This window comes from Phytohabitans aurantiacus, from assembly GCF_027923225.1.
Taxonomy (GTDB): Bacteria; Actinomycetota; Actinomycetes; order Mycobacteriales; family Micromonosporaceae; genus Phytohabitans; species Phytohabitans aurantiacus.
Window position 1 is genome coordinate 23,610 of the sequence record NZ_BSDI01000007.1, and the last position, 19,808, is coordinate 43,417.

Below are 19,808 nucleotides of genomic sequence, written 5' to 3' on the forward strand. Positions count from 1 at the left end.
TGCACGTGCACACAGACACAGTTGGGAGGACGCCCATGCCCGTCGCCGGCATCGGCCTGGGCTGTGACTACAACCCGGAGCAGTGGTCGCCCGACGTCTGGCGGGAGGATGTCCGCCTGATGCGGCAGGCGGGCGTCGATCTCGTCGCCATCAACATCTTCGGCTGGTCCTACCTCGAACCGCGGCCGGGCCAGTACGACTTCGACGCGCTCGACAGCATCGTCGAACTGCTGCACCAGCACGACATCAAGATCAACCTTGGTACCGGTACCGCGTCGCCGCCGCCGTGGCTGACGACCCTGCACCCGGAGATCCTGCCGACCGCTCCGGACGGCACCAAGCGATACGCGGGCGGGCGCCAGGCATGGTGCCCGAGTTCCCCGGTCTTCCGGCGGCGCGCCCTCGCCCTCGTCGAGCAGGTCGCGCGGCGATACGGCAAGCACCCCGCCGTGGCGCTCTGGCACGTCTCCAACGAACTCGGGTGCCACAACGCACACTGCTACGACGAGGAGACCGCCGAGGCGTTCCGCCGCTGGCTGCGCAAGCGCTACGGCACCGTCGACGCGCTGAACGACGGCTGGGGCACGTCGTTTTGGAGCCAGCGATATGGGGACTGGACCGAGGTGCAGCCGCCCCGGCAGGCGCTGTCGGCCCGCAACCCCGGCCAGATCCTCGACTTCCATCGGTTCAGCTCGGACGAGTTGCTCGACTACTACCGCGACGAGGTCGAGGTGCTGCGCCGGCACTCGGCCATACCCATCACCACGAACTTCATGGTGACCGCCCACATCCGCAATCTGGACTACTGGACGTGGGCGCCCGAGGTGGACGTCGTCGCCAACGACCACTACCTCGATCACCGCCTCGACGAACCGACCGCGGAGCTCGCCTTCGCCGCCGACCTCACCCGCGGCCTCGCCGGCGGGCGCCCCTGGATGCTGATGGAGCAGTCAGTCAGCGCGGTGAGCTGGCAGCCGCACAACCTGGCCAAGGCGCCCGGCGAGATGATCCGCAACTCGCTCACTCACGTCGCGCGGGGCGCCGACTCGGTGTGCTTCTTCCAGTGGCGGGCCTCCGCGCAGGGCGCGGAGAAGTTCCACTCCGCTCTGGTACCGCACGCTGGCACCGACACCGAGGCGTGGCGGGAGGTGCTGCGGCTCTCCGAGACCCTGGACCGGTTGGACGAGGTCGCGGGGACCACAGTGGACACCGACGTGGCGCTGCTGTTCAGCTGGCAGTCCTGGTGGTCGTGCGACGGCGAGAGCCGCCCATCGCAGTCCGTCCGGTACCTGGACCAGGTGCACCTGGCGTACAACGCCTTGCGCCAGACGGGCGTGACGACCGACGTGGTCGCGCCGACCGCCGACCTGAGCCGGTACCGGCTGGTCGTCGTGCCGTGCCTGCACCTGGTATCGGACCAGGAGGCGGCCGCCATCGACGCGTACGTGGCGGCCGGCGGTCACGTGCTCGTCACCTTCTACAGTGGCATCGTCGACCAGGACGACCGGGTACGCCTCGGCGGGTACCCCGGAGCGTTCCGCGACCTGCTGGGCGTGACGGTCGAGGAGTTCGCGCCGCTGCCGCCGGACGTCGAGGTGACCCTGGACAACGGCGCCACGTGTCGACTGTGGACCGAGCGGCTGCGCACGACGACGGCCGAGCCGGTGGCCCGGTACGTCGACGGGCCGCTGCCCGGTGTTCCGGCGGTCACCCGCAACGCATACGGCTCGGGCGGCTCCGGCCCGTGTGGCACTGCGTGGTACGTGGCCACCGAACTGCGGGCCGGCGCGCTGCGCGACGTGGTCCGCGAGGCGACCCGGGCGGCCGGTGTGCGCCCGCTCGGGCCGGAAGGAGACGGCTCGGTCGAGGTGGTACGCCGCCGCGACGCGAACCGCGGCTACCTGTTCGTCGTCAACCACGGCGCGTGCGACATCGAGTACGCCGCGACCGGCACCGAGTTGGTGACCGGAACCGCCGTGGATGGCCTGCTGAGGGTTCCCGCCGGGGAAGTCCGGGTCGTGCGCGAGGAGCCACTATGAAGGCGAGAAAAGCAAGGACCGCTCACAAGGGCGCCATCGCCTTCTTCGTCCTACCCTTCGGGGTACTGTTCGCGCTGTTCTTCGTCCTGCCCGTCGGATACGCCGTCGTGCAGTCGCTGTACGTCGTCGAGCGCGCCGACATGTTCGCACCGGCGAAGGAGGTCTTCGGCGGCCTGACGCAGTACGGATACGTCTTCTCCGATGGGCCGTTCTGGCGCTCGGTCGGGCGGGTGCTGCTGTTCGGCGTCGTACAGGTGCCGGTGATGCTGGGGCTGGCCCTGTTGACCGCGCTGCTTCTCGATTCGGGGCTGGTGAAGGCCGGACGCTTCTTCCGGCTGGCCTTCTTCATGCCGTACGCGGTCCCCGGTGTGGTCGCGGCCATCATGTGGGGCTTTCTCTACTCGCCGAACCTGTCGCCCTTCACCTCCCTGACCCAGAGCGTCGACCTGCTCTCGGCCGACGTCGTGCTGTGGGCGATGGCGAATGTCGTGACGTGGGTCTACGTCGGATACAACATGATCATCATCTACTCGTACCTCCTGTCGATCCCGACGGAGATCTACGAGGCCGCGCGGCTCGACGGCGCGGGACCGGTGCGGATCGCCTGGTCCATCAAGATCCCCCTGGTGATGCCGGCACTGGTGCTGACCACCGTGTTCTCCATCATCGGCACGCTGCAACTGCTCGCCGAACCACAGGTGTTCCGCAGTTTCAGCTCAGCGGTGTCCAGCACCTACACGCCCAACCTGACCGTCTACTCCACCTCGTCCATCCCGAACTTCAACCTGGCCGCCGCCTTCTCGGTGGTACTCGCGCTGGCGACGTTCGCGCTGTCGTTCGGCTTCCTCAAGCTCACCCAGCGGAAGGGGCTCCGGTGAGATCTCGCGAAAGCCTCTTCAGCCGCACCGCGGCCATGCTCGTCATGGGCGTGTTCGCGTTCTACATCCTGCTGCCCGTCTGGTGGCTGATCGTCGCGGCCACCAAGGACCGTGAACAGTTCACCGGCACCAACCCGTTGTGGTTCGCCGACTTCGCGTTCGTCGACAACGTCCGCGAGCTGTTGACGTACCGCGACGGCGTGTTCCTGCGCTGGATGGGCAACAGCATCGCGTACACCGGCGGGGCGGCGCTGTGCGGCACGCTGCTCGCGGCCATGTGCGGGTACGCCCTGTCCAAGTACCGGTTTCCCGGCCGGGAGACCCTGTTCAACATCGTGCTCGGCGGTGTGCTCGTGCCGGCCACGGCACTGGCCCTGCCACTGTTTCTCATCTTCAGCTATGTCGGCGCGACGAACACGTTCTGGGCGGTGTTCCTGCCCAGCATCGTCAACCCGTTCGGTGTCTACCTCGCACAGATCTACGCCGGCGCCAGCGTGCCGGACGAACTCCTGGAAGCCGCCCGCATCGACGGCTCCGGCGAGGTGCGCACGTTCTTCACGGTGTCGAGCCGGTTGATGTTTCCGGGCCTCGTCACCATCTTCCTGTTTCACTTCGTCGCGGTGTGGAACAGCTTCCTGCTGCCGCTGATCATGCTGGGCGACGAACGGCTCTTCCCGGTCACGCTCGGCCTCTACACCTGGAACACGCAGGTGAACCAGCTACCGGAGCTGCGCGGGCTGGTGCTCGTCGGCTCGCTGCTGTCGATCGCTCCGCTGATCGTCGCATTCCTGCTCTTGCAGCGCTTCTGGCGCAACGGTCTCGGCACCGGCGCTATTAAGTAGTAACCCTGAAAGGAAACTCCCTATGAGAAGAATCGCCGTAGTTGTCATGACATCAGTACTAGCTCTCGCCGGCTGCTCCTCGGGCGGTGACGACGCCGCCTCCGGTGACACCGCCGCCAGCGCCTGCGCGCCGTCCACCGGAAAGGTCGACCTCACCTTCACCTCCTGGATCCCCGGGATCGAAGAGGTTGTCAAGGTGTGGAACGACAAGAACCCCAACATCCAGGTCAAGGTGCAGACCGGTCCCAACGGCAACGGCGGTACGTACCAGAACTTCTTCAACCAGCTCAAGGCCGGCAACGCGCCGGACCTCGGCCAGATCGAGTACGACACGCTGCCCAGCTTCCGGGTGCAGGACGGCCTGGCGAACCTGGCGGCCTGCGACATCGTCACCGGCGCCAAGGACAAGTTCGTCGACTGGACGTGGAACCAGGTCACGTTCGGTGGCCAGGACACCGTGTACGGCATCCCGCAGGACGCCGGCCCGATGGCCCTGTTCTACCGCGCGGACCTGTTCAAGCAGAACGGCATCGCCGTCCCCACCACGTGGGCCGAGTACGCCGCGGCGGCCGAGAAGGTGAAGGCCGCCGGCGGGTACATCACGAACTTCTCGCAGAGCGACGTCAACCAGTTCGCCGGGCTGGCGTGGCAGGCCGGTGGCCGCTGGTTCGGCAACGACGGTTCACAGTGGACTGTCGACTTCTCGGATGCGAAGACCACCCAGGTCGCCGACTACTGGCAGGACCTGATCAGCCGCAAGCTCGTCTCCACCGTGCCGCCGTGGACCACCGAGTGGGACAACGCCTACAACACCGGCCAGGCGTGGACGTGGGTCTCGGCCGTGTGGGGCGCCAACTCCATCGCGACCGGCGCCCCCACCACCAAGGGCAAGTGGGCGGTCGCGCCGATGCCACAGTGGAGCGCCGGCGACAAGTCCGCCGGCAACTGGGGCGGCTCGTCGACCGCCGTCTTCAAGAGCTCGAAGCACCCGTACGAGGCCGCCCAGTTCGCGCTGTGGCTCAACTCCTCGGACGAGGCTCTGACGCTGCTGAACCAGAAGGCCAACCTGTACCCCGCGACCAAGTCCGGCGCCACGCTGCCCGCGCTGACCACCGGCGTGGACTTCTACGGCGGCCAGAAGATCTACGAGGTCTTCGCCGAGGCGTCGACGCAGGTGTCACCGGACTTCGTGTGGGGCCCGCTGATGACGAAGACCTACGCCGACGCCGCCGACGGGTTCAAGGCGGCCGTCTCCGGCCAGGGCACCCTCGCGGAGGCGTTGAAGACCGCGCAGAGCTCCACCATCCAGGCGATGAAGTCCCAGGCAATCCCGGTCAAGGGTTAGTCGTGAGGGCGCGCCGCGGGTACCGCCCGTGGCGCGCCTCGGCATCGCCGGCCGCCCGGCCGATGAGCCGGCGCAGGTTTCCGTGGTAGATCTGCTCGCGCTCGGCCTCGGTGATGTCGAGCCCGTCGATGACCCGGATGGTCTCCCGCACGTACATCGGGCCGCCCTCCGGGTCGAACGGGCAGTCGGTACCGAACAGCACATGGTCGACGCCGAAGAAGTCGAGCCCGCACCGGGTACCGATGTCCGAACCGGACAGTGCGGTGTCGGCGTAGAAGCGGCGGAAGTACTCCAGCGGCCGCTCCGCCAGTCCTTGACGCAGCCGGCCGTACTCCTCGCCGTCGGTGCGGCTGCCGAACTGGTCACTCCAGCCAAGCCCGATCCGCCCCTCCAGGTACGGGATCATCGCTCCCATGTGGTGGGTGACGATGCTGATGCCGGGGTGCCGGTCGAAGAGTCCGGAGAACACCAGCCGGGCCATCGCCGCGCTGGTCTCGTACGGCCAGCCCAGCGCCCACCAGATCTCGTACTTGGAGCTCTGCTCGGTGGTGTAGTCGGCGAACCCGGCACCGCGCGCCGGGTGCATCCAGATCGGCAGGTCCCGCCGGGCCATCTCGTCGAAGACGCCCGCGAAGTCCGGGTCGTCCAAGGGCCGGCCGTTGACGTTGGTGAAGACCTGTACCCCGCTGGCGCCGAGCCCGTCGATGGCGAAGGCGATCTCGTCGAGCGAGGCGTCCGGGTTGTTCATCGGCAGCGACGCCACGAACGCCGGGAACCGGTCGGGGTGCTCGTCGCACAGCTCGCGCATCGTCTCGTTGGCAAGCCGTGCCAGCGCGGGCGACTCGGCCGGGCCGGCGAGGAGCTCGATCGGCGGCGACGAGAGCGTGAGCACCTGCTGGTACCCGTCGCCGAACTCGTCCATCATGGACAGCCGCGCGTCGAGGTCGTGCAGGGCGGGCAGTTCCAGCCAGCGCTTGAGGGCCTTGGGGTCCACGGCGAGCTCGCGCATCCGCTCGAAGTAGCGGGCCGGCAGGATATGGCTGTAGGCATCGATCTTCATAGACCGTCCTTCGTTGTCTTGGGTACCCAGCGGGTGATCCGCCGGTCCACGGCCTGGACGAGCGCGACCGCGCCGAGCGCGACGGCGATGATGACCAGCAGGACGGCGAGCACGCTGGCGCCGTCGAAGCGGCCGCCGGCCTGCGTGACGATCCGCCCGAGCCCGACGACGGCGATGAACATCTCGCCGTTGATCATCCCGGTGACCGCGCGCCCGACACCGAGCCGGACACCGGCCATGATCATCGGAGCGGCGGCGGGCAGGATGACCCGCAGCAGCACCTGCGTCTCGCGGGCGCCGTAGGAGCGGGCCATCTCGACCAGGTGCCCGGGCACGGTCCGGATCGCCGAGGCGGTGTTGATGATGACGATGAAGACCGTGTACATGACCACGACCGCGACGATCGAGCCTCGGCCCTCCCCCAGCAGCGAGAAGAAGATCGGCGCGAAGACCAGCGACGGCGCGGTCAGCAACGCGTACACGTAGACGCCGAGCGCCGCCTCCACCTTGCGGTACCGGCCCATGGCCACGCCGACGGCGAGCCCGGCGGCCAGCGAGATGCCGAAGCCGAGCGCCAGGTTGAGCAGGCTGTCGCCGAGGCTGCCGATGATCTGTCCACTGGAGACCATGTCGGCCAGGCGCCCGAGCACGGTGGTCAGCGGCGGGAAGAACGGCACGTCCGCGACGCGGCCGATCAGCTCCCAGAGCACCGCGCCGGCCGCGAGGCTGACCGGGGCGGCCGGCAGGCGACGCCAGGAGAGCCGCCGCCGGCGTACCGCGGTCGCGCCGCGCCGCTCGACGAGCGCGCTCATCCGGCCACCTTGGACGGACGGTGCTCGGTGTGCATGTCCCGCAGCCGATCCCACAGGTACGCGGTCACCTCGACGTAGTCGCTGGAGCGTTCGATGGCGCCCACGTCGCTGGATCGGGGCCGCGGCAGCGGCACCGGCACGATCTCGGCGATCTGTCCGGGCCGCGCGCTCATCAGCACCACGCGGTCGCCGAGCAGCACCGCCTCCTCCATGCTGTGGGTGATGAACACGACGGTCATCCGGCGCCGCTCCCATATGGACAGGAGTTCCTCCTGCAGCAGCCGCCGGGTCTGCTCGTCGACGGCGCCGAACGGCTCGTCCATGAGCAGTACCCGCGGCTCGACCGCGAGCGCGCGGGCGATGCCGACGCGCTGCTGCATGCCGCCGGACAGTTCGCCGGGGCGCTTTGTCTCGAACCCCGACAGCCCGACCATCTCGATGAGCGCGCGGGCGCGTTCGTCGCGTTCGGCCCGGCCGATGCCGCGCATCCGCAGGCCGAAACCGACATTGTCGAGCACGGTGGCCCACGGCAGCAGCGCGAAGTTCTGGAAGACCATGCTGCGCTCCGGCCCGGGCCCCCGCACCGCTGAGCCGTCGATCAGGATGTCCCCGTCGTTCCAGGGGATCAGCCCGGCGACCGCCTTCAGCAGCGTCGTCTTGCCGCAGCCGCTGGGCCCGAGAATGGTCAGGAACTCGTTCTCGTCGATGTCTAGGTCGACGTCGCGCAGCGCGTGCACGACGCTGCCGTCCTGACCGACGAAGCTCTTGCTCAGCCCACGAATCTGGATCATGCGGACCCCGCCCATCTTGTCAGCTTGCGTTCGCACCACCGCGCGGCGGAGATCAGCAGCAGCGCCTCCGCCAAAATGATCACGATGGTGCCGTACAGCAGTGGCGCCTTGAACAGGCCGCGGTACTCCAGGATCAGCCCGCCCAGCGCGGTGGAGACCATCAGCAGCTCGACGATGACCATGCCGGTGACCGCCCGGCCCAGGCCCAGCCGGATGCCCGTCATGATCGCCGGCAGCGCGCCGGGCAGCAGTACCCGCGTCCACACCTGCCGCTCGCTCGCGCCGAACGAGCGCGCCATCTCGATCAGCGCCGGGTCGACCTGGCGCACGCCGGTGCGGCTGTTCACCACGATCATCACGATCGAGAAGATCGTGACCAGGATGACCCGGGACGCCAGCCCGAACCCGACCGACATCACCAGCAGCGGGATGATCGCCGCCATCGGCGTGACCAGCAGGATGTTCAGGTACACGTCGGCGAGCCGCTCCGCCAGCCGGAACCGGCCCAGCAGGATGCCCGCCGGCACGCCGGCGAGGACCGCGATCCCGAAGCCGAGCACCAGGGCCTGGTTGCTGACCCACATCGCTCGCCACAGTTCGGCGCTGCCCAGCAGTTCGGCGGTCGCCTCGACGGTCTCGGTGAACGACGGGATCAGCAGGCCGCCCCACTCCCGCGCGTACACCTCCCAGACGCCGGCGAAGACCGCGAACGCCAGCAGCTGGTACGGCAGGTTCGCGTCCAGCACGCGGCGCGCGAGGCCGGGGCGCCGCGCCGGCCGCGGCCCGGCAGTGGCCGTCACGCGGCCGCCTTCACGAACGACAGGTCGGCCGCGTCGGACGCCTTCAGGCCCTTTTCGAGTACGCCGGCGCGCGCGAAGAAATCGATGGTGCCCTGCATGTTCTGATCCGTCAGGGCCGCCGCGTCGAACAGCTTCGCGTCCACGTACCGCTTGGCGACCTCCGCCACGCTGCCCGCCTCCTCGTCCGGCAGGTACTTGGCGACCAGCCCAACCAGGTACCGCGGGTCGGCGTTGATCTTCTTGTGCTCCTGTACCAGCGCGGTCACGAACGCCTGCGTCACGTCCTTGTGCTCGCCGATGAACTCGGCGTTGGCGTACACGGTCTGCGGGTGCACGTCGGGCAGGCTCTTACCGAAGTCGACGACCTGGGTGAACCCGGTCTTGCCCGACGCCTCCAGCGTCACCACGTCGGAGATCTCCAGCGGCGTCGCGTCGATCTCGCCGGCGAGCAGCGCCTGCGCCCGTACGTCAGAGCCGCCGATGGTCAGGTAGTTCGGCTTCTTGCCGGCGCCGCACTGCGCGCCCACCCACTCCTTGACCATCGCGGTGGCCACCGCGCCCTCGCTGAAGATGCCGAACGGGCGCCCGTTCAGGTCGTCGCAGCCGGCGATGCCGGACTTGCCGTAGACCGCCCACTGGTTGCCGATGACATCCGCGATGATCTTGATCGGCGCGTCCTGCTGGATGGCGATCAGCGCCGGGCTGGTCGCCTCCGCCGAGATCGCGTAGTCGCCCTTGGCCAGCCCCTCGATGGCCAGTTCCGGCTCCGCGAGCTCGACGACCTTGACCTCGTGGCCGGCCTGCCGCACCGCGTCGATCGCGGCCAGGATCGGCACCGTCGTGATGTCGGGCTCGATGACGGCGACGGTGAACGAAACCGTCCCGTCCGCGTTCGTTTCGGTGCCGCCGCCACCGCAGGCGGCCAGGGTGAACGCGGCAGCCAGCGCCGCGGCGAGCAGTCTGGTGTGGGTACCGGCGTGCATGGCCATCCCTTTCGGCCGAGGTCATGGGTTAGGCAAGCGTTTGCCTGCCGGGCATGTTAGTGACCATCACCGCCCCGGCGTCAAGGGGTTGTTGCAGGTGAGTTACAACGTGGCACGCGTGGTGGCGTTGCGAAGGCGGCCCGGCCATGCCAGAGTTAGGCAAACGTTCTCCGCACCCATCGGGAAGGTGGCAGTGAGCTCACTGGCCGAGGTCAGCCGGCTCGCCGGCGTGTCCGTGTCCACGGCGTCCCGGGTCCTGACCGGCTCCAGCCACCCCATCTCCGAGAAGACCCGCCAGCGGGTCATCGCGGTCGCCCAGCAGCTCGGCTACTCCCCCAGCGCCCTGGCCCGCGCCCTCGTGTCGCGCAGCAGCCAGCTCATCGGCGTACTGGTCAGCGACATCGTCAACCCGTACTTCTCGGTCATCGCCCGCGGCGTCGACGACATCGCCAGCCGCGCCGGCTACGCCACCATGCTGTCCAACGTGGACCGCCGCACCAGCACCGAGATCGCGCGCGTGCAGACCATGCGCGACTACCGCGCCGCCGGCGTCATCTTCGCCGGCAGCGGCTACGTCGACGACCCGCAGACCCCCGACCTGCTCAAAGCCGTCCGGCAGGCGCAGGAGCAGGGCATGCACGCCGTCTCACTCACCGACCGCGACATCGGCTGCCCGGTCATCACCCCCGACAACCGGGCCGCCGCGTACGACATCACCGACCACCTGATCTCGCTGGGGCACCGCCGGATCGCGTTCATCGACGGGCCGGCCGGCATGGTCGCCTCCCAGCAGCGCCGCGACGGGTTCCTGGCCTGCATGAGCGACGCCGACCTGGCCGGCGGCGCCGAATGCCACCCCGGCGGCTTCGACTACGAGGCCGGGCACGCCGTCGCCATGCGCCTGATCGCCCGCCGCCCCCTGCCCGACGCCATCCTCGCCGCCAACGACGAGGCGGCCGTCGGCGCGCTCAACGCCCTGCGCCAGGCACACATCGACGTGCCGGGCGAGGTGTCGGTCGCCGGCATCGACGACCTGCGGGTGGCCCAGTTCGTCGGGCTCACCACGGTCAGCCTGCCGCTGTACGAGCTTGGAGCGATGGCCGCCCGATACATCATCAACACCCCGCCCGACACCGACGCCGACCCGCCCCCCACCACCATCCTCAGCCACCGGCTCATCCCCCGCGAAACCACCGCCCGGCGGGCCTGAGCGCGCGCAAGCGCGCTGTCAGCGGCACGAAAGCGGGCGCACGTATGCTGCGCCCGTGATCCGGGTGCTGCTCGCCGAAGACATGCGCCTCCTGCGGGAGGCGCTGGTCGGCGTGCTCAGCCTCGCCGGCGACATCGAGGTGGTCGGTGCGGTCGAGGCCGGTGACGCGATCGTCACCACCGCGCTGCAGGCCCGCCCCGACGTGGCCGTGATCGACGTCGAGCTGCCCGGCCTCGACGGGATCAGCGCGGCCGCCCAACTGCACCAGTGGCTGCCGGACTGCCGGACCTTGATCCTGACCGGCGTTGGCCGCCCCGGCACCCTGCGCCGCGCGCTGGCGGCCAAGGTCGCCGGCTTCATGGGCAAGGACGCCGCACCGGACGACCTGGTCGACGCGGTGCGCACGATCGCGGCCGGCGGCAAGGTCCTCGATCCGCAGCTGGCGTTCGCGGCGCTCGACATCGCCGGCAACCCGCTGACCGAGCGCGAGTGCGACGTGCTGCGCCTGACCGCGTCCGGCGCCGACCCTACCGAGGTCGCGACGCGGCTGGGCCTGTCGTACGGCACGGTACGCAACTACCTGGCCACCGCGGTCACCAAGCTGAGCGCCCGCAACCGGGTCGACGCGATCCGGATCGCGAGCGAGGCCGGCTGGCTGTAACTCCGGGCGGTCAGACCCTGCTCAACCCGGCGATCCGCAGCCCGTGCTCCGCGGCCTCCTCGTGCCCTGCTTTCAGCGACTGCTCGGCCAGCCCTCGCAGCGACGCCATCTCCGGATTCCAGAACGCGTGGGTCAGCTCCGCCTCGGCGATGTGCAGGTCGAGGCCGAAGACGTCGGCCAGGATCCTGCGCAGGTAGGGCGTGGCGTGGTCCCAGCCCTCCTTCGGGGTCCCGGGCCCGTAGCCGCCGCCCCGGCTCAACACCAGGACCGCCGGCTTGCCCTTGAGCGGCCAGTCACCGTGCACCCCGAGCCGGGGGTGGTTCAGGATCAGGTCGAGCCAGGTCTTGACCTGTGCCGGGACGTTCCAGTTGTACAGCGGCACCGCGAACAGGAACGCGTCGGCGCCGAGGAGTTCCGCGCCGAGACGGTCGAGGAGCCCGCGCGCCTCGGCCGGGGCTGGTGAGGCCGGGTCGACGACGGCGCGGGCGAGCGCGGTCCACGCGTCACCGGGCAGTGGCTGGAGCCCGAGGTCGCGCCGGGTCACGACGGCGCCGGGGTGCTCCGCGAGCCACGCCCGCTCGGCGGTGTCCGCGAGGGCGCGGCTCACCGATCCTTCGGTACGGATGCTCGCGTCGAGACGGAACAGGTTCATGCTGCCTACCTCCCACGTACTTATGCTGTGACGAAGATAGTCTGCAACCAAGAAGATATTCTGGCAAGAATGAGTGATCCGCCTATCATTACGGCATGACACCGGTGCCGGAATCGCGCGACGACCTCCAGTCGGACCTGGGCTGGGCGCTGGGAGCCGTGCTGCGCGCCTACGCCAAGGCGGGCGGGCCCCTCCTCGCCGGCGTCCCCGGCGCCCACCGCGGCTACCAGGTCCTCGCCGCCGCCTGCGGCGCCGAAGACACCCAGCTGGCCCTGGCCAACAAGCTCGGTGTCGACCGCACCGTCATGACGTACCTCCTCGACGACCTGGAGCGGGCCGGCCTGGTCGAGCGCAAGCCCGACCCCGCCGACCGCCGCGCCCGGCGCATCGTCGTCACCGACTCCGGCCGCACCACGCTGCGCGAGCTGCGGGGCAAGCTGGCGCACGTCGAAACCGGCGTCCTGAGCGCCCTCGCCGAGCCCGAGCGCGCGGTCTTCCGCGATCTGCTGCGCACGGTCGCCACGCGCGTCGGCCTGCACGACCCCCAGGGGGACGCCTGTGCCGTCGTGGAGCAGTGCACCGACCCCGCCCCGGCCACCAAAACCCGCCGCCGAAAGGCGTAGACGTGGGCTAGGCGGCTGCCGGTAGTGGAGGGTGGCTGATCACGGCGACCAGGGTGAAGTGGTCGCCCTGGCGGTGGATGTTCAGGTGGCCGCCGGCCTCGCGGGCCCGTACCAGAAGGTTGGCCAGCCCGTTGCCGGTCGCCACGTCCGCGGTACCGGATGGAACGCCGTCGTTGGTGACCCGCAGCCGGATGCCACCGGGCGCCGGGCTGGTTTCGATCTCGCAGGTCGTGGCTTGCGAGTGGCGCACCACGTTCGTGACGGCCTCGCGCAGGACGATCGCGAGCGGCGATTCGGCGGTGGGCGCGGGCGTGGCGCGCAGCTCGACCGCGACCTCGGTGCCCGCGGCGGCGAGCATCGAGCGCGCGCTCTCCACCTCCTCGGCGAACGAAAGCTCCTCTACGAACGAGAGCGCGGTCGGCTCCGCGGTGATCGAGCGCAGCGAGTTCAGCGCCTCCTCGGCGACCTGACCCGCCTCGGCCAGCTCGGTGCGGGCGGTGGCGGGGTCGGTGCCGGCCAGCCGCCCGGCGAGCTCGGCCTTGAGCGCGATCGCGGAGAGCTGGAAGCCGAGCACGTCGTGGGTGTCACGGGCGATCCGCAGGCGCTCGCGCAGCACCGCGAACCGGGTCAGCTCCTGGCGGGCCGCGACCAGCTGCTCGGCCGCGAGGGGCAGCCGGCACAGCGCCGCGACGCCGACCATGGCCAGCAGCGTCCACGGCAGCGACAGGAGCAGCCAGTACGCCACCTGCGACAGGTCGGCCAGCAGGTCGACGTCCCAGGTGTGCAGCTGCCACAGCGTCGTGCCCAGCACCAGCGTGGCCGCGATGCCCCACGACCACGGCCGGCGGACGTGGAAGAGCACGACGCCGGCGACCGGGCCCGCGTACTGCGGCGCCGGAACCGTGGGGCTCCCGATGGCGGCGAGGACGCAGACGAGCACGATCTGCAGGGCGACAGTCCAGCGCCAGCCCGGCGGCGCGCTGCCCGAGCGCGGCCGGACGTGGTGCAGCTGCAGCAGGCTCAGCGGCACGACCAGCGCGATGACGCCCGCCAGCAGCGGCGGTGGGAGGGCGTCGTAGTAGACCCATCCGCCGCTCACCCGGGAGAGCAGGGTGATGAAGAGGTCGACTTCGAGTACGGCCATGATCCCGAAGGCCAGCCATGGCGCGGCGGCGACCGGTCGCGGCGTTCCCGTGCCGATCGCCCGCCGCGGCTGGACCGGAATCCGCACGTCGACCCGGCTGGTGCCGTCGGGACCGGGCCCGGCCTGGATCCGGCCACCGAGCCGCTGGACCTGCTCGGCGAGCGCGTCGGGAGCCAGCGTGCCCGGTTCGTCGCCGGTGAAGCTCACGCGCATCCACGCCGAGCCGTCCAGCTCGATCCGGCACCGGCGCGGTGGTGCCACTCGCAGCGCCGTGACCACCGCGCGCCGCAGGATCGATCCCAGCACGGCGTCGACCGGCCCGGGCAGCCGGTCCGGCACGGCTCCGGCGATCACCTCGACCCCGGCGGCCGCGAGCACGGTGCGTGCGGCGGCGACCTCGCCAGCCAGCGAGCGGTCGCGGTAGTCGTCGGCCACCGTCCGGACCTGGGCCAGCGCCCGCCGGGCCTCGGCCGCCGCCACCTCGGCCTGCTCGCCGGTCGGGCTGGCTCCGCCGCCGGTACGCCGGAACAGCGCGATGATGGACACCAGCCGCGCGCCCACCGCGTCCTGTAGCCGGCGGGCGATGCGCAGGCGCTCGCGCGCCACCTCCACCGAGGCACTGGCGGCTCGCGTGGCGTGCAGATCCCGGACCAGCTCGCTCAGGCGGGACATGCCGAACAGCAGCAACCCGTTGGCGGCCGCCACGATGGCGGCGTAGGCCACGCGCAGGATGACGACGTCGCCGCCGCCGTCGGTCAGGCCCGGCTCGACCGCGATCCCGAAGGCGACGTCGCCGAGCACCGCGAGAGCCGCCAGCGCCCAGGAGTACCGGCCGGTGAAGGTGAGCAGCACCGCGGCGACGACGAACGCCGCTGGCGGGTCCCAGACACCGTCGATCACGAGGTACGGCCCGTAGGCGAGCAGGACCTGTGCCGCCAGCAGCACGCCGGCGCGGGAGCGGGACGGGTGGCGGAACGCGAACTGGAGCTGCACGGCGCCGAGCCCCACGATCGCGGCGGCGGCCACCATCTGCTCGACGGGGTTCAGGCCCGGGTCGTAGCCCGCCCACGGGATGATGTCGGTGAGGCGGTACCCGCAGTAGATGACGACGCACAGCACGACCGGGATCGTGGCGAGCCGCATCGGCTTAGCGCCGGGCACGATCCCTCCTCGACCGATGTGCAATCTGCATGGGCGGCCGTGCATTGTGCGCCGACGAGATCGTGCGCCAGACACTACCGCTCGCCGTTCGACTCTGTGAACGTTTGTGCAGGTCGAACACGTTCATCAGGAGGCGACCACCGTGCATGATCCCACCATCACCCCGTTTCGCATCGCCATACCGCAAGCGGACCTCGACGACCTGGCCGACCGGCTGGCCCGGACACGATGGACGGACGAACTGCCCGAGAAGGAGGTCGTCGCCGGCGGGTCCGGCACCCCCGCTCCGCCCGGCTGGGAGTACGGCGTCCCGCTCTCGTACGTGCGCGACCTGGTCGAGCGCTGGCGCACGTCGTTCGACTGGCGGGCCCGGGAGGCCGAGCTGAACGAGTACCCGCAGTACGTCACCGAGATCGACGGGCAGCGTATCCACTTCGTGCACGTGCGCTCGGCCCGGCCGGACGCCACCCCGCTGATCCTGACGCACGGGTGGCCCAACAGCTTCGTGGAGTACCTGGGTCTGGTGGGGCCGCTGACCGACCCGGACGCGCACGGCCGCCCGGGTGCCCCGGCCTTCCACGTGGTGATCCCGTCGCTGCCCGGCCACACCTTCTCCGGGCCGACGCGGGAGCACGGCTGGAGCGCGTGGCGGACCGCCGCCGCGTGGGCGGAGCTGATGCGCCGCCTGGGCTACGAGCGGTACGGCGCGCACGGCAACGACGCCGGGTCGATCGTCTCGCCGCTGCTGGGTGAGCTCGACCGGGAACACGTCATCGGGGTACACGTCACGCAGATCTTCTCGTTCCCGCGCGGTGACGAGGGCGAGTTCGACGGGCTGACCGGGGAGGAGTTCGGCGCTCTGCAGTTCGGGCAGGCGTTCGTCGAGCACGCGATCCACGACCGGTCCCAGCAGGCCCAGCCGCAGACCCTGGCGCACGCCCTGGCGGACTCGCCGGCCGGGCAGGTGGCCTGGAGTGGGCAGCTGTTCGGCACCGCGCTCAGCCCGGAGGACATCCTGACCAACGTGGCGCTGTACTGGCTGACGAACACCGCCGCGTCGGCCGCCCGCTTCTACTACGAGAACCGCCGCGCCGCGCAGACCGCGTCCGGCGAGCCCACCACGGTGCCGATCGGCCTGGCCGCCTTCGCCTTCGACTTCCAGGCCGTGCGCAAGTTCGCTGACCGCGATCATCACAACATCGTCAGCTGGAACACGTACGACCGAGGCGGGCACTGGGCCACGCACGACGCACCGGACCTGCTCGTCGAGGACATCCGCCAGTTCTTCGCCGCCCTCACCTGACCCACTGAGAGGAAACGCCGTGACCTTCACCGTGCTCACCACCTCCCTCGACGCGCTGCGCCGCGTCACCACCGTCGCCGTCGACGCCGACCGGCTCGACGACCCGACCCCGTGCTCGGCCTGGACAGTGGCCCAGGTGCTGTTCCACGCCGCCGGCGACCAGCACGCCTGGGCGTCCACGGTCGGGGCGGGCTCGCCGCCGTCCTACAACCCGTTCGATCCGCCGCGCCAGCTCGACGGCGGTGTCGAGGACACGGTCGCCAAGGCGATCGAGGCGGCCACCGGCGCCTGGGCCGGTGTCGACCCGGCCGCGGCGTCGGTGTCCACACCGCTGCCACCGGTACCGCAGCTGGCGCCGGCGCTCGCGGCGGCCGCCTGCGCGCTGGACGCCGCTGTCCACGCCTGGGACGTCGCCGTCGCCACCGGGCAGCCGTCACCGCTGACCGCCGCGCTGGCCGAGCAGCTGCTGCCGGCCGCCCGCGCGACGGCCGAACCGCTGCGCGGCTTCGCCTACGCCGACGCCCTGCCCGTCGAGGACGGCGACGACCCCGCCGCCACCCTCCTGCGGTACCTGGGCCGGAACCCGAACTGGACCCCGGAAGGCAACTGACCCGGCTGGCTAGGGCCTGTCTCCGGGAGGCAGGCCCTACGGTCTCGCGACACAGCCTGAGCCGCCGCTCAGCATCAGCTCCTGGCGGAGGATGTCGAGATAGCGGCAGCCGTCGCGGGCGTTGGGCTCGACGTAGCCGCCCTCGTGCCACTCGTTCCAGGCGTACACGAGCACGAGGTTGTCCACCACCGAGGTGCGGCTGGACTGGGCGATGTCGACCGCCGCGTTCCGCGCCGCCTGGGTGAACAGGTCGAAGGTCTGGTCCGGCATCCAGGTGACGTCGGCGACGTTCGGCACGAGTATCGGGTACCGGGGGCGTTCGTCGAAGTCGGACATGACACATCGGACGTACGTGGCCGCGCCCCGCTGGAAGGTGGCCCGCTGACCCTGTACGTAGGCCGCGTAGCTGCCCGCCTGCACAGCCGCGTACGGCGCGGCGCAGTAGTTGCCGTCCGCCCCGACGTTGCCGAGCACCAGGCCGAGGTCCTGGTGAGCGAGCACGAGCAGCTCCGTGCCGAGGGTGGCGCGAGCCCGCACGCGCACCGTGTCGACGAAAGCCTTTACGTCCGCGGCGGTACCCGCGCCCATGCCGCGCGTGTCGCAGAGCCAGAGGATCGGCCGCCCGTCGTTCGCCCGCAGGTAGTTCGGCTGCGCCAGGTAGTCGTCGACGAGCACGCCGGCCACCAGCCCGTACTGGTCGGTCGGGATCTTCAGGATGCCGCCGTCCCAACTGTGTGCGCAGACGCTGAGGCCGAAGTCGAGGGCGTCCCGGTTGCCGGCCCGCAGGAACGAACGCAGCCCGGCGGCGTGCCGCTCCGTCCGCTCGGCCTGGTTCCAGTACCAGTAGAAGGTGAAGTAGTCCAGGCCGGCCGAGGACGCCTGCGTGATGTGCTTTTCCACAGTGGACACCTGGGCGTCGTCGTAGAAGCCGATCGCCGGCTCCCGGTCGGAGAAGTCGTCGTCCGGCCACTGGCCCCGGTACACGGGCACCGACGGATCGCCGCCTGAGTAGTCCCGCACGCCCGCCCACCAGTCGGGGTAGGTGCGCTTGTAGAAGTCGTACCCGCCATGGATGGTCCGGGCGTTGGAGCCGGCGTTCCAGGTGCCGAAGTACAGCGCGCCAACCCGGTTCCACTGTGGATGCACGTAGCCGAGGGGGCCGTCCCGCTTGAACCCCTTGGCGAGCAACTCGTCCGGGTTGCCGTGCGGCGCCTCCAGCGACACGCGCCAGCCGGCCGGACCGGAGAAGCGGGACAGCAGCGCCAGCCCGGCCGCCGGACGCGCCGCCGCGTGCCCGACGACCCCCTCGTACCGGAAGCGCCCGGACGCCGCGAGCGCGTCCCGTTCCGAGGTGGAAGCGGTCAGCAGCCAGCCTTCGGCGCCGACCCGGGTGAGCCGGTAGACCGGCTGCGAGCCGCTGAACGCCGCGTCCCGCAGGTAACCAAGCCGGTTGGGCAGCAGCCGGAACCCGTGCCGCGCCACCGCGGCGTCCGCCTCGGCGCGCGAGAGCGTCCACAGTGGTGTACCCGCGCCGTTCTCCAGTTGCAGCAACGGCAGCGGATCCCGGCGGACTTCCGCCGCCATCCCGGTCGTCGCTTCGGCCCGCGGCCAGTACAGCTGGGCGCCCACGACGAGGAGCACCATGCTGGCGGCGACCGCCAGCCTCCCCGTCATCCTCATGGCGCGACCCGCCGGTGCACCTCGCCCAGGGTGCCCGTCACCCGGTCGAGGTCTCCGACCACAAGGTAGTTGTCGTAGCGCAGGCGGGTCTTCGCCCCCTCACCGACGCGCGAGGTGGGAGCGGTCATCTGGACGGTGTGTTCGCCGAGGAACGCGTTGTAGGCGAACGGCTCGCGGGTCATGGTGTAGTAGTAGGCGCCCGGGTGGTTCGCGGCCGGGAAGTACATTCCCAGGCAGTACGCCCCGTCGGCGGTGCACCGGATCGACGGCAGGAGGGTGGTCAGGTCTCCGGTGAACCGATTGACCGCCCCGGTCGCCGGGTCGTATGTGTAGGTGGCGGTGAAGTCGCGTTGCAGATACGCCACCAGGACCGCGCTGAAGTGCTCGTGGTACTCGTCCTCCGAGTCCAGCACCGCGGACAGCTTGATCACGTTCTCCAGCCCGGCGAGCCCGTGGTCGGGCGCCATCCGCACCTCGGTGCTCAACCAGTACGGGGACAGGCCGGCCGAGTACGGCTGCCGGTTGGGCTGGTGGTCGGCGGCCGCGCACGAGTTCCAGCCCAGCGTCTTGTCGCCGCGCTCCATGTACATGGCCGGCCGCACCGCGGTCCGGATGGTGGTGCCGGTGGTGGCCAGCCGGTACAGCGCGCTGGTGCTCGGACCGTGGAAAGGCGGTTCGAATCCCATGTCGTCAAGGCGGCTGCCGGCCTGGGTCGGGTTGTAGCACTCGGTCGCCTGTTCGCCGGCCTGCCACGCGTGGAACGCGTACTGCAGGGAGGCGCCGTGCCCGCCGCTGGCGATGTACTCCTTGTCGCCGACCTTCAGCGAGGCGAGCGCGCCGGCCAGCGCCACCGAGGCGGTGACCGAGACCCGGATCCGCCCGTCGACGGTCGCCGAGGCGGTCGCGTCCGAGAAGACCCGGTCCCAGTTCTCCCGGCTCGCGCAGGCGGAGCGGTACGAGCTGACGAAGTCGTAGTACACCGGGTCGGCGGGGTCCTGGTTGGCCGGTACCGGTGGGCAGGTCTTCGAGCCGCCGGGCACCCAGGTGACCGCCGAATCCGTCGCGTTGGCCACCGGCAGCAGGCCGGCCATCGTGACCGTCAAGGCGGTCAACGACACCGCCACGATGACGCGGCGATGCGCGGATCGTAAGAACATCAGAATCCCCCGGTGAGTGGCGCCAAGCACAACTCGCCGAGGGTAGGAGGCGCTCCT

At 70.5% G+C, this 19,808-nt stretch carries 18 protein-coding genes; 9 read left to right on the forward strand and 9 right to left on the reverse strand.

Annotation, left to right across the window (positions count from 1 at the left end; translation table 11 throughout):
- The first annotated feature begins 35 nt into the window (after nucleotides 1-35).
- Genes QMG73_RS07825 through QMG73_RS07840 form a run of 4 tightly spaced genes read left to right on the forward strand, consistent with a single transcriptional unit; the run spans nucleotide 36 to nucleotide 5,104 of the window.
- Nucleotides 36-2,039: a beta-galactosidase gene (locus tag QMG73_RS07825; RefSeq protein ID WP_281893426.1), complete on the forward strand. Its 2,004-nt coding sequence runs from the start codon at nucleotides 36-38 to the stop codon at nucleotides 2,037-2,039.
- On the forward strand, nucleotides 2,036-2,917 hold the full coding sequence (locus tag QMG73_RS07830; RefSeq protein ID WP_281893428.1) for a carbohydrate ABC transporter permease: 882 nt from the start codon (nucleotides 2,036-2,038) through the stop codon (nucleotides 2,915-2,917). The genes QMG73_RS07825 and QMG73_RS07830 overlap by 4 nt, the downstream gene beginning before the upstream one ends.
- Nucleotides 2,914-3,759 carry a carbohydrate ABC transporter permease gene (locus tag QMG73_RS07835; protein WP_309299443.1) on the forward strand — a complete coding sequence of 282 codons (846 nt, stop codon included), beginning with the start codon at nucleotides 2,914-2,916 and terminating at the stop codon, nucleotides 3,757-3,759. The genes QMG73_RS07830 and QMG73_RS07835 overlap by 4 nt, the downstream gene beginning before the upstream one ends.
- Before the next feature lie 46 nt (nucleotides 3,760-3,805).
- Nucleotides 3,806-5,104, forward strand: coding sequence for an ABC transporter substrate-binding protein (locus tag QMG73_RS07840; protein ID WP_281893430.1), 1,299 nt, complete (start codon nucleotides 3,806-3,808; stop codon nucleotides 5,102-5,104).
- Here the strand turns inward: QMG73_RS07840 and QMG73_RS07845 are convergent.
- The 5 genes from QMG73_RS07845 to QMG73_RS07865 are packed head-to-tail and all read right to left on the reverse strand — an operon-like array spanning nucleotide 5,094 to nucleotide 9,550.
- Nucleotides 5,094-6,164: an amidohydrolase family protein gene (locus tag QMG73_RS07845; protein ID WP_281893432.1), complete on the reverse strand. Its 1,071-nt coding sequence runs from the start codon at nucleotides 6,162-6,164 to the stop codon at nucleotides 5,094-5,096. The two genes, QMG73_RS07840 and QMG73_RS07845, sit on opposite strands and share 11 nt — an antisense overlap.
- Entirely contained in the window at nucleotides 6,161-6,976 is an 816-nt protein-coding gene (locus QMG73_RS07850) for an ABC transporter permease (protein ID WP_281893433.1), read from the reverse strand. Before QMG73_RS07850 ends, QMG73_RS07845 begins: the two co-directional genes overlap by 4 nt.
- On the reverse strand, nucleotides 6,973-7,767 hold the full coding sequence (locus tag QMG73_RS07855) for an ABC transporter ATP-binding protein (protein WP_281893435.1): 795 nt from the start codon (nucleotides 7,765-7,767) through the stop codon (nucleotides 6,973-6,975). The genes QMG73_RS07850 and QMG73_RS07855 overlap by 4 nt, the downstream gene beginning before the upstream one ends.
- Nucleotides 7,764-8,567: an ABC transporter permease gene (locus tag QMG73_RS07860; RefSeq protein WP_281893436.1), complete on the reverse strand. Its 804-nt coding sequence runs from the start codon at nucleotides 8,565-8,567 to the stop codon at nucleotides 7,764-7,766. Before QMG73_RS07860 ends, QMG73_RS07855 begins: the two co-directional genes overlap by 4 nt.
- Entirely contained in the window at nucleotides 8,564-9,550 is a 987-nt protein-coding gene (locus QMG73_RS07865) for an ABC transporter substrate-binding protein (protein WP_281893438.1), read from the reverse strand. The genes QMG73_RS07860 and QMG73_RS07865 overlap by 4 nt, the downstream gene beginning before the upstream one ends.
- Before the next feature lie 193 nt (nucleotides 9,551-9,743).
- Here QMG73_RS07865 and QMG73_RS07870 point away from each other — a divergent pair, with 193 nt between their 5' ends.
- Both QMG73_RS07870 and QMG73_RS07875 read left to right on the forward strand, forming a co-directional pair.
- The gene (locus tag QMG73_RS07870) at nucleotides 9,744-10,760 is read left to right on the forward strand and encodes a LacI family DNA-binding transcriptional regulator (RefSeq protein WP_281893439.1); all 1,017 of its coding nucleotides are present in this window, start codon (nucleotides 9,744-9,746) and stop codon (nucleotides 10,758-10,760) included.
- 55 nt (nucleotides 10,761-10,815) lie between these two features.
- Nucleotides 10,816-11,421 carry a response regulator transcription factor gene (locus tag QMG73_RS07875; protein WP_281893440.1) on the forward strand — a complete coding sequence of 202 codons (606 nt, stop codon included), beginning with the start codon at nucleotides 10,816-10,818 and terminating at the stop codon, nucleotides 11,419-11,421.
- A gap of 10 nt (nucleotides 11,422-11,431) precedes the next feature.
- Here QMG73_RS07875 and QMG73_RS07880 read toward each other — a convergent pair whose 3' ends face one another.
- Complete coding sequence (locus QMG73_RS07880; RefSeq protein ID WP_281893441.1) at nucleotides 11,432-12,073, reverse strand: FMN-dependent NADH-azoreductase; 642 nt, start codon at nucleotides 12,071-12,073, stop codon at nucleotides 11,432-11,434.
- Between the two features lie 95 nt (nucleotides 12,074-12,168).
- On the opposite strand from QMG73_RS07880, the gene QMG73_RS07885 reads away from it, so the two are divergent.
- A complete protein-coding gene (locus QMG73_RS07885) occupies nucleotides 12,169-12,696 on the forward strand; it encodes a MarR family winged helix-turn-helix transcriptional regulator (RefSeq protein ID WP_281893443.1) in 528 nt (175 codons plus the stop codon).
- Between the two features lie 7 nt (nucleotides 12,697-12,703).
- Here the strand turns inward: QMG73_RS07885 and QMG73_RS07890 are convergent, their stop codons facing one another.
- Nucleotides 12,704-15,001, reverse strand: a complete 2,298-nt coding sequence (locus QMG73_RS07890; protein ID WP_281893446.1) for a sensor histidine kinase — start codon at nucleotides 14,999-15,001, stop codon at nucleotides 12,704-12,706.
- A gap of 142 nt (nucleotides 15,002-15,143) precedes the next feature.
- Here QMG73_RS07890 and QMG73_RS07895 point away from each other — a divergent pair, with 142 nt between their 5' ends.
- Nucleotides 15,144-16,304, forward strand: coding sequence for an epoxide hydrolase family protein (locus QMG73_RS07895; protein ID WP_281893447.1), 1,161 nt, complete (start codon nucleotides 15,144-15,146; stop codon nucleotides 16,302-16,304).
- 19 nt (nucleotides 16,305-16,323) lie between these two features.
- A complete protein-coding gene (locus QMG73_RS07900; RefSeq protein WP_281893448.1) occupies nucleotides 16,324-16,914 on the forward strand; it encodes a TIGR03086 family metal-binding protein in 591 nt (196 codons plus the stop codon).
- Nucleotides 16,915-16,950: 36 nt separating this feature from the next.
- On the opposite strand, the gene QMG73_RS07905 is transcribed toward QMG73_RS07900, so the two are convergent.
- Together QMG73_RS07905 and QMG73_RS07910 are read right to left on the reverse strand one after the other, a co-directional pair.
- On the reverse strand, nucleotides 16,951-18,594 hold the full coding sequence (locus tag QMG73_RS07905) for a glycoside hydrolase family 99-like domain-containing protein (RefSeq protein ID WP_281893449.1): 1,644 nt from the start codon (nucleotides 18,592-18,594) through the stop codon (nucleotides 16,951-16,953).
- Nucleotides 18,591-19,751 carry a hypothetical protein gene (locus QMG73_RS07910; RefSeq protein ID WP_281893451.1) on the reverse strand — a complete coding sequence of 387 codons (1,161 nt, stop codon included), beginning with the start codon at nucleotides 19,749-19,751 and terminating at the stop codon, nucleotides 18,591-18,593. Before QMG73_RS07910 ends, QMG73_RS07905 begins: the two co-directional genes overlap by 4 nt.
- Nucleotides 19,752-19,808 lie beyond the last annotated feature (57 nt).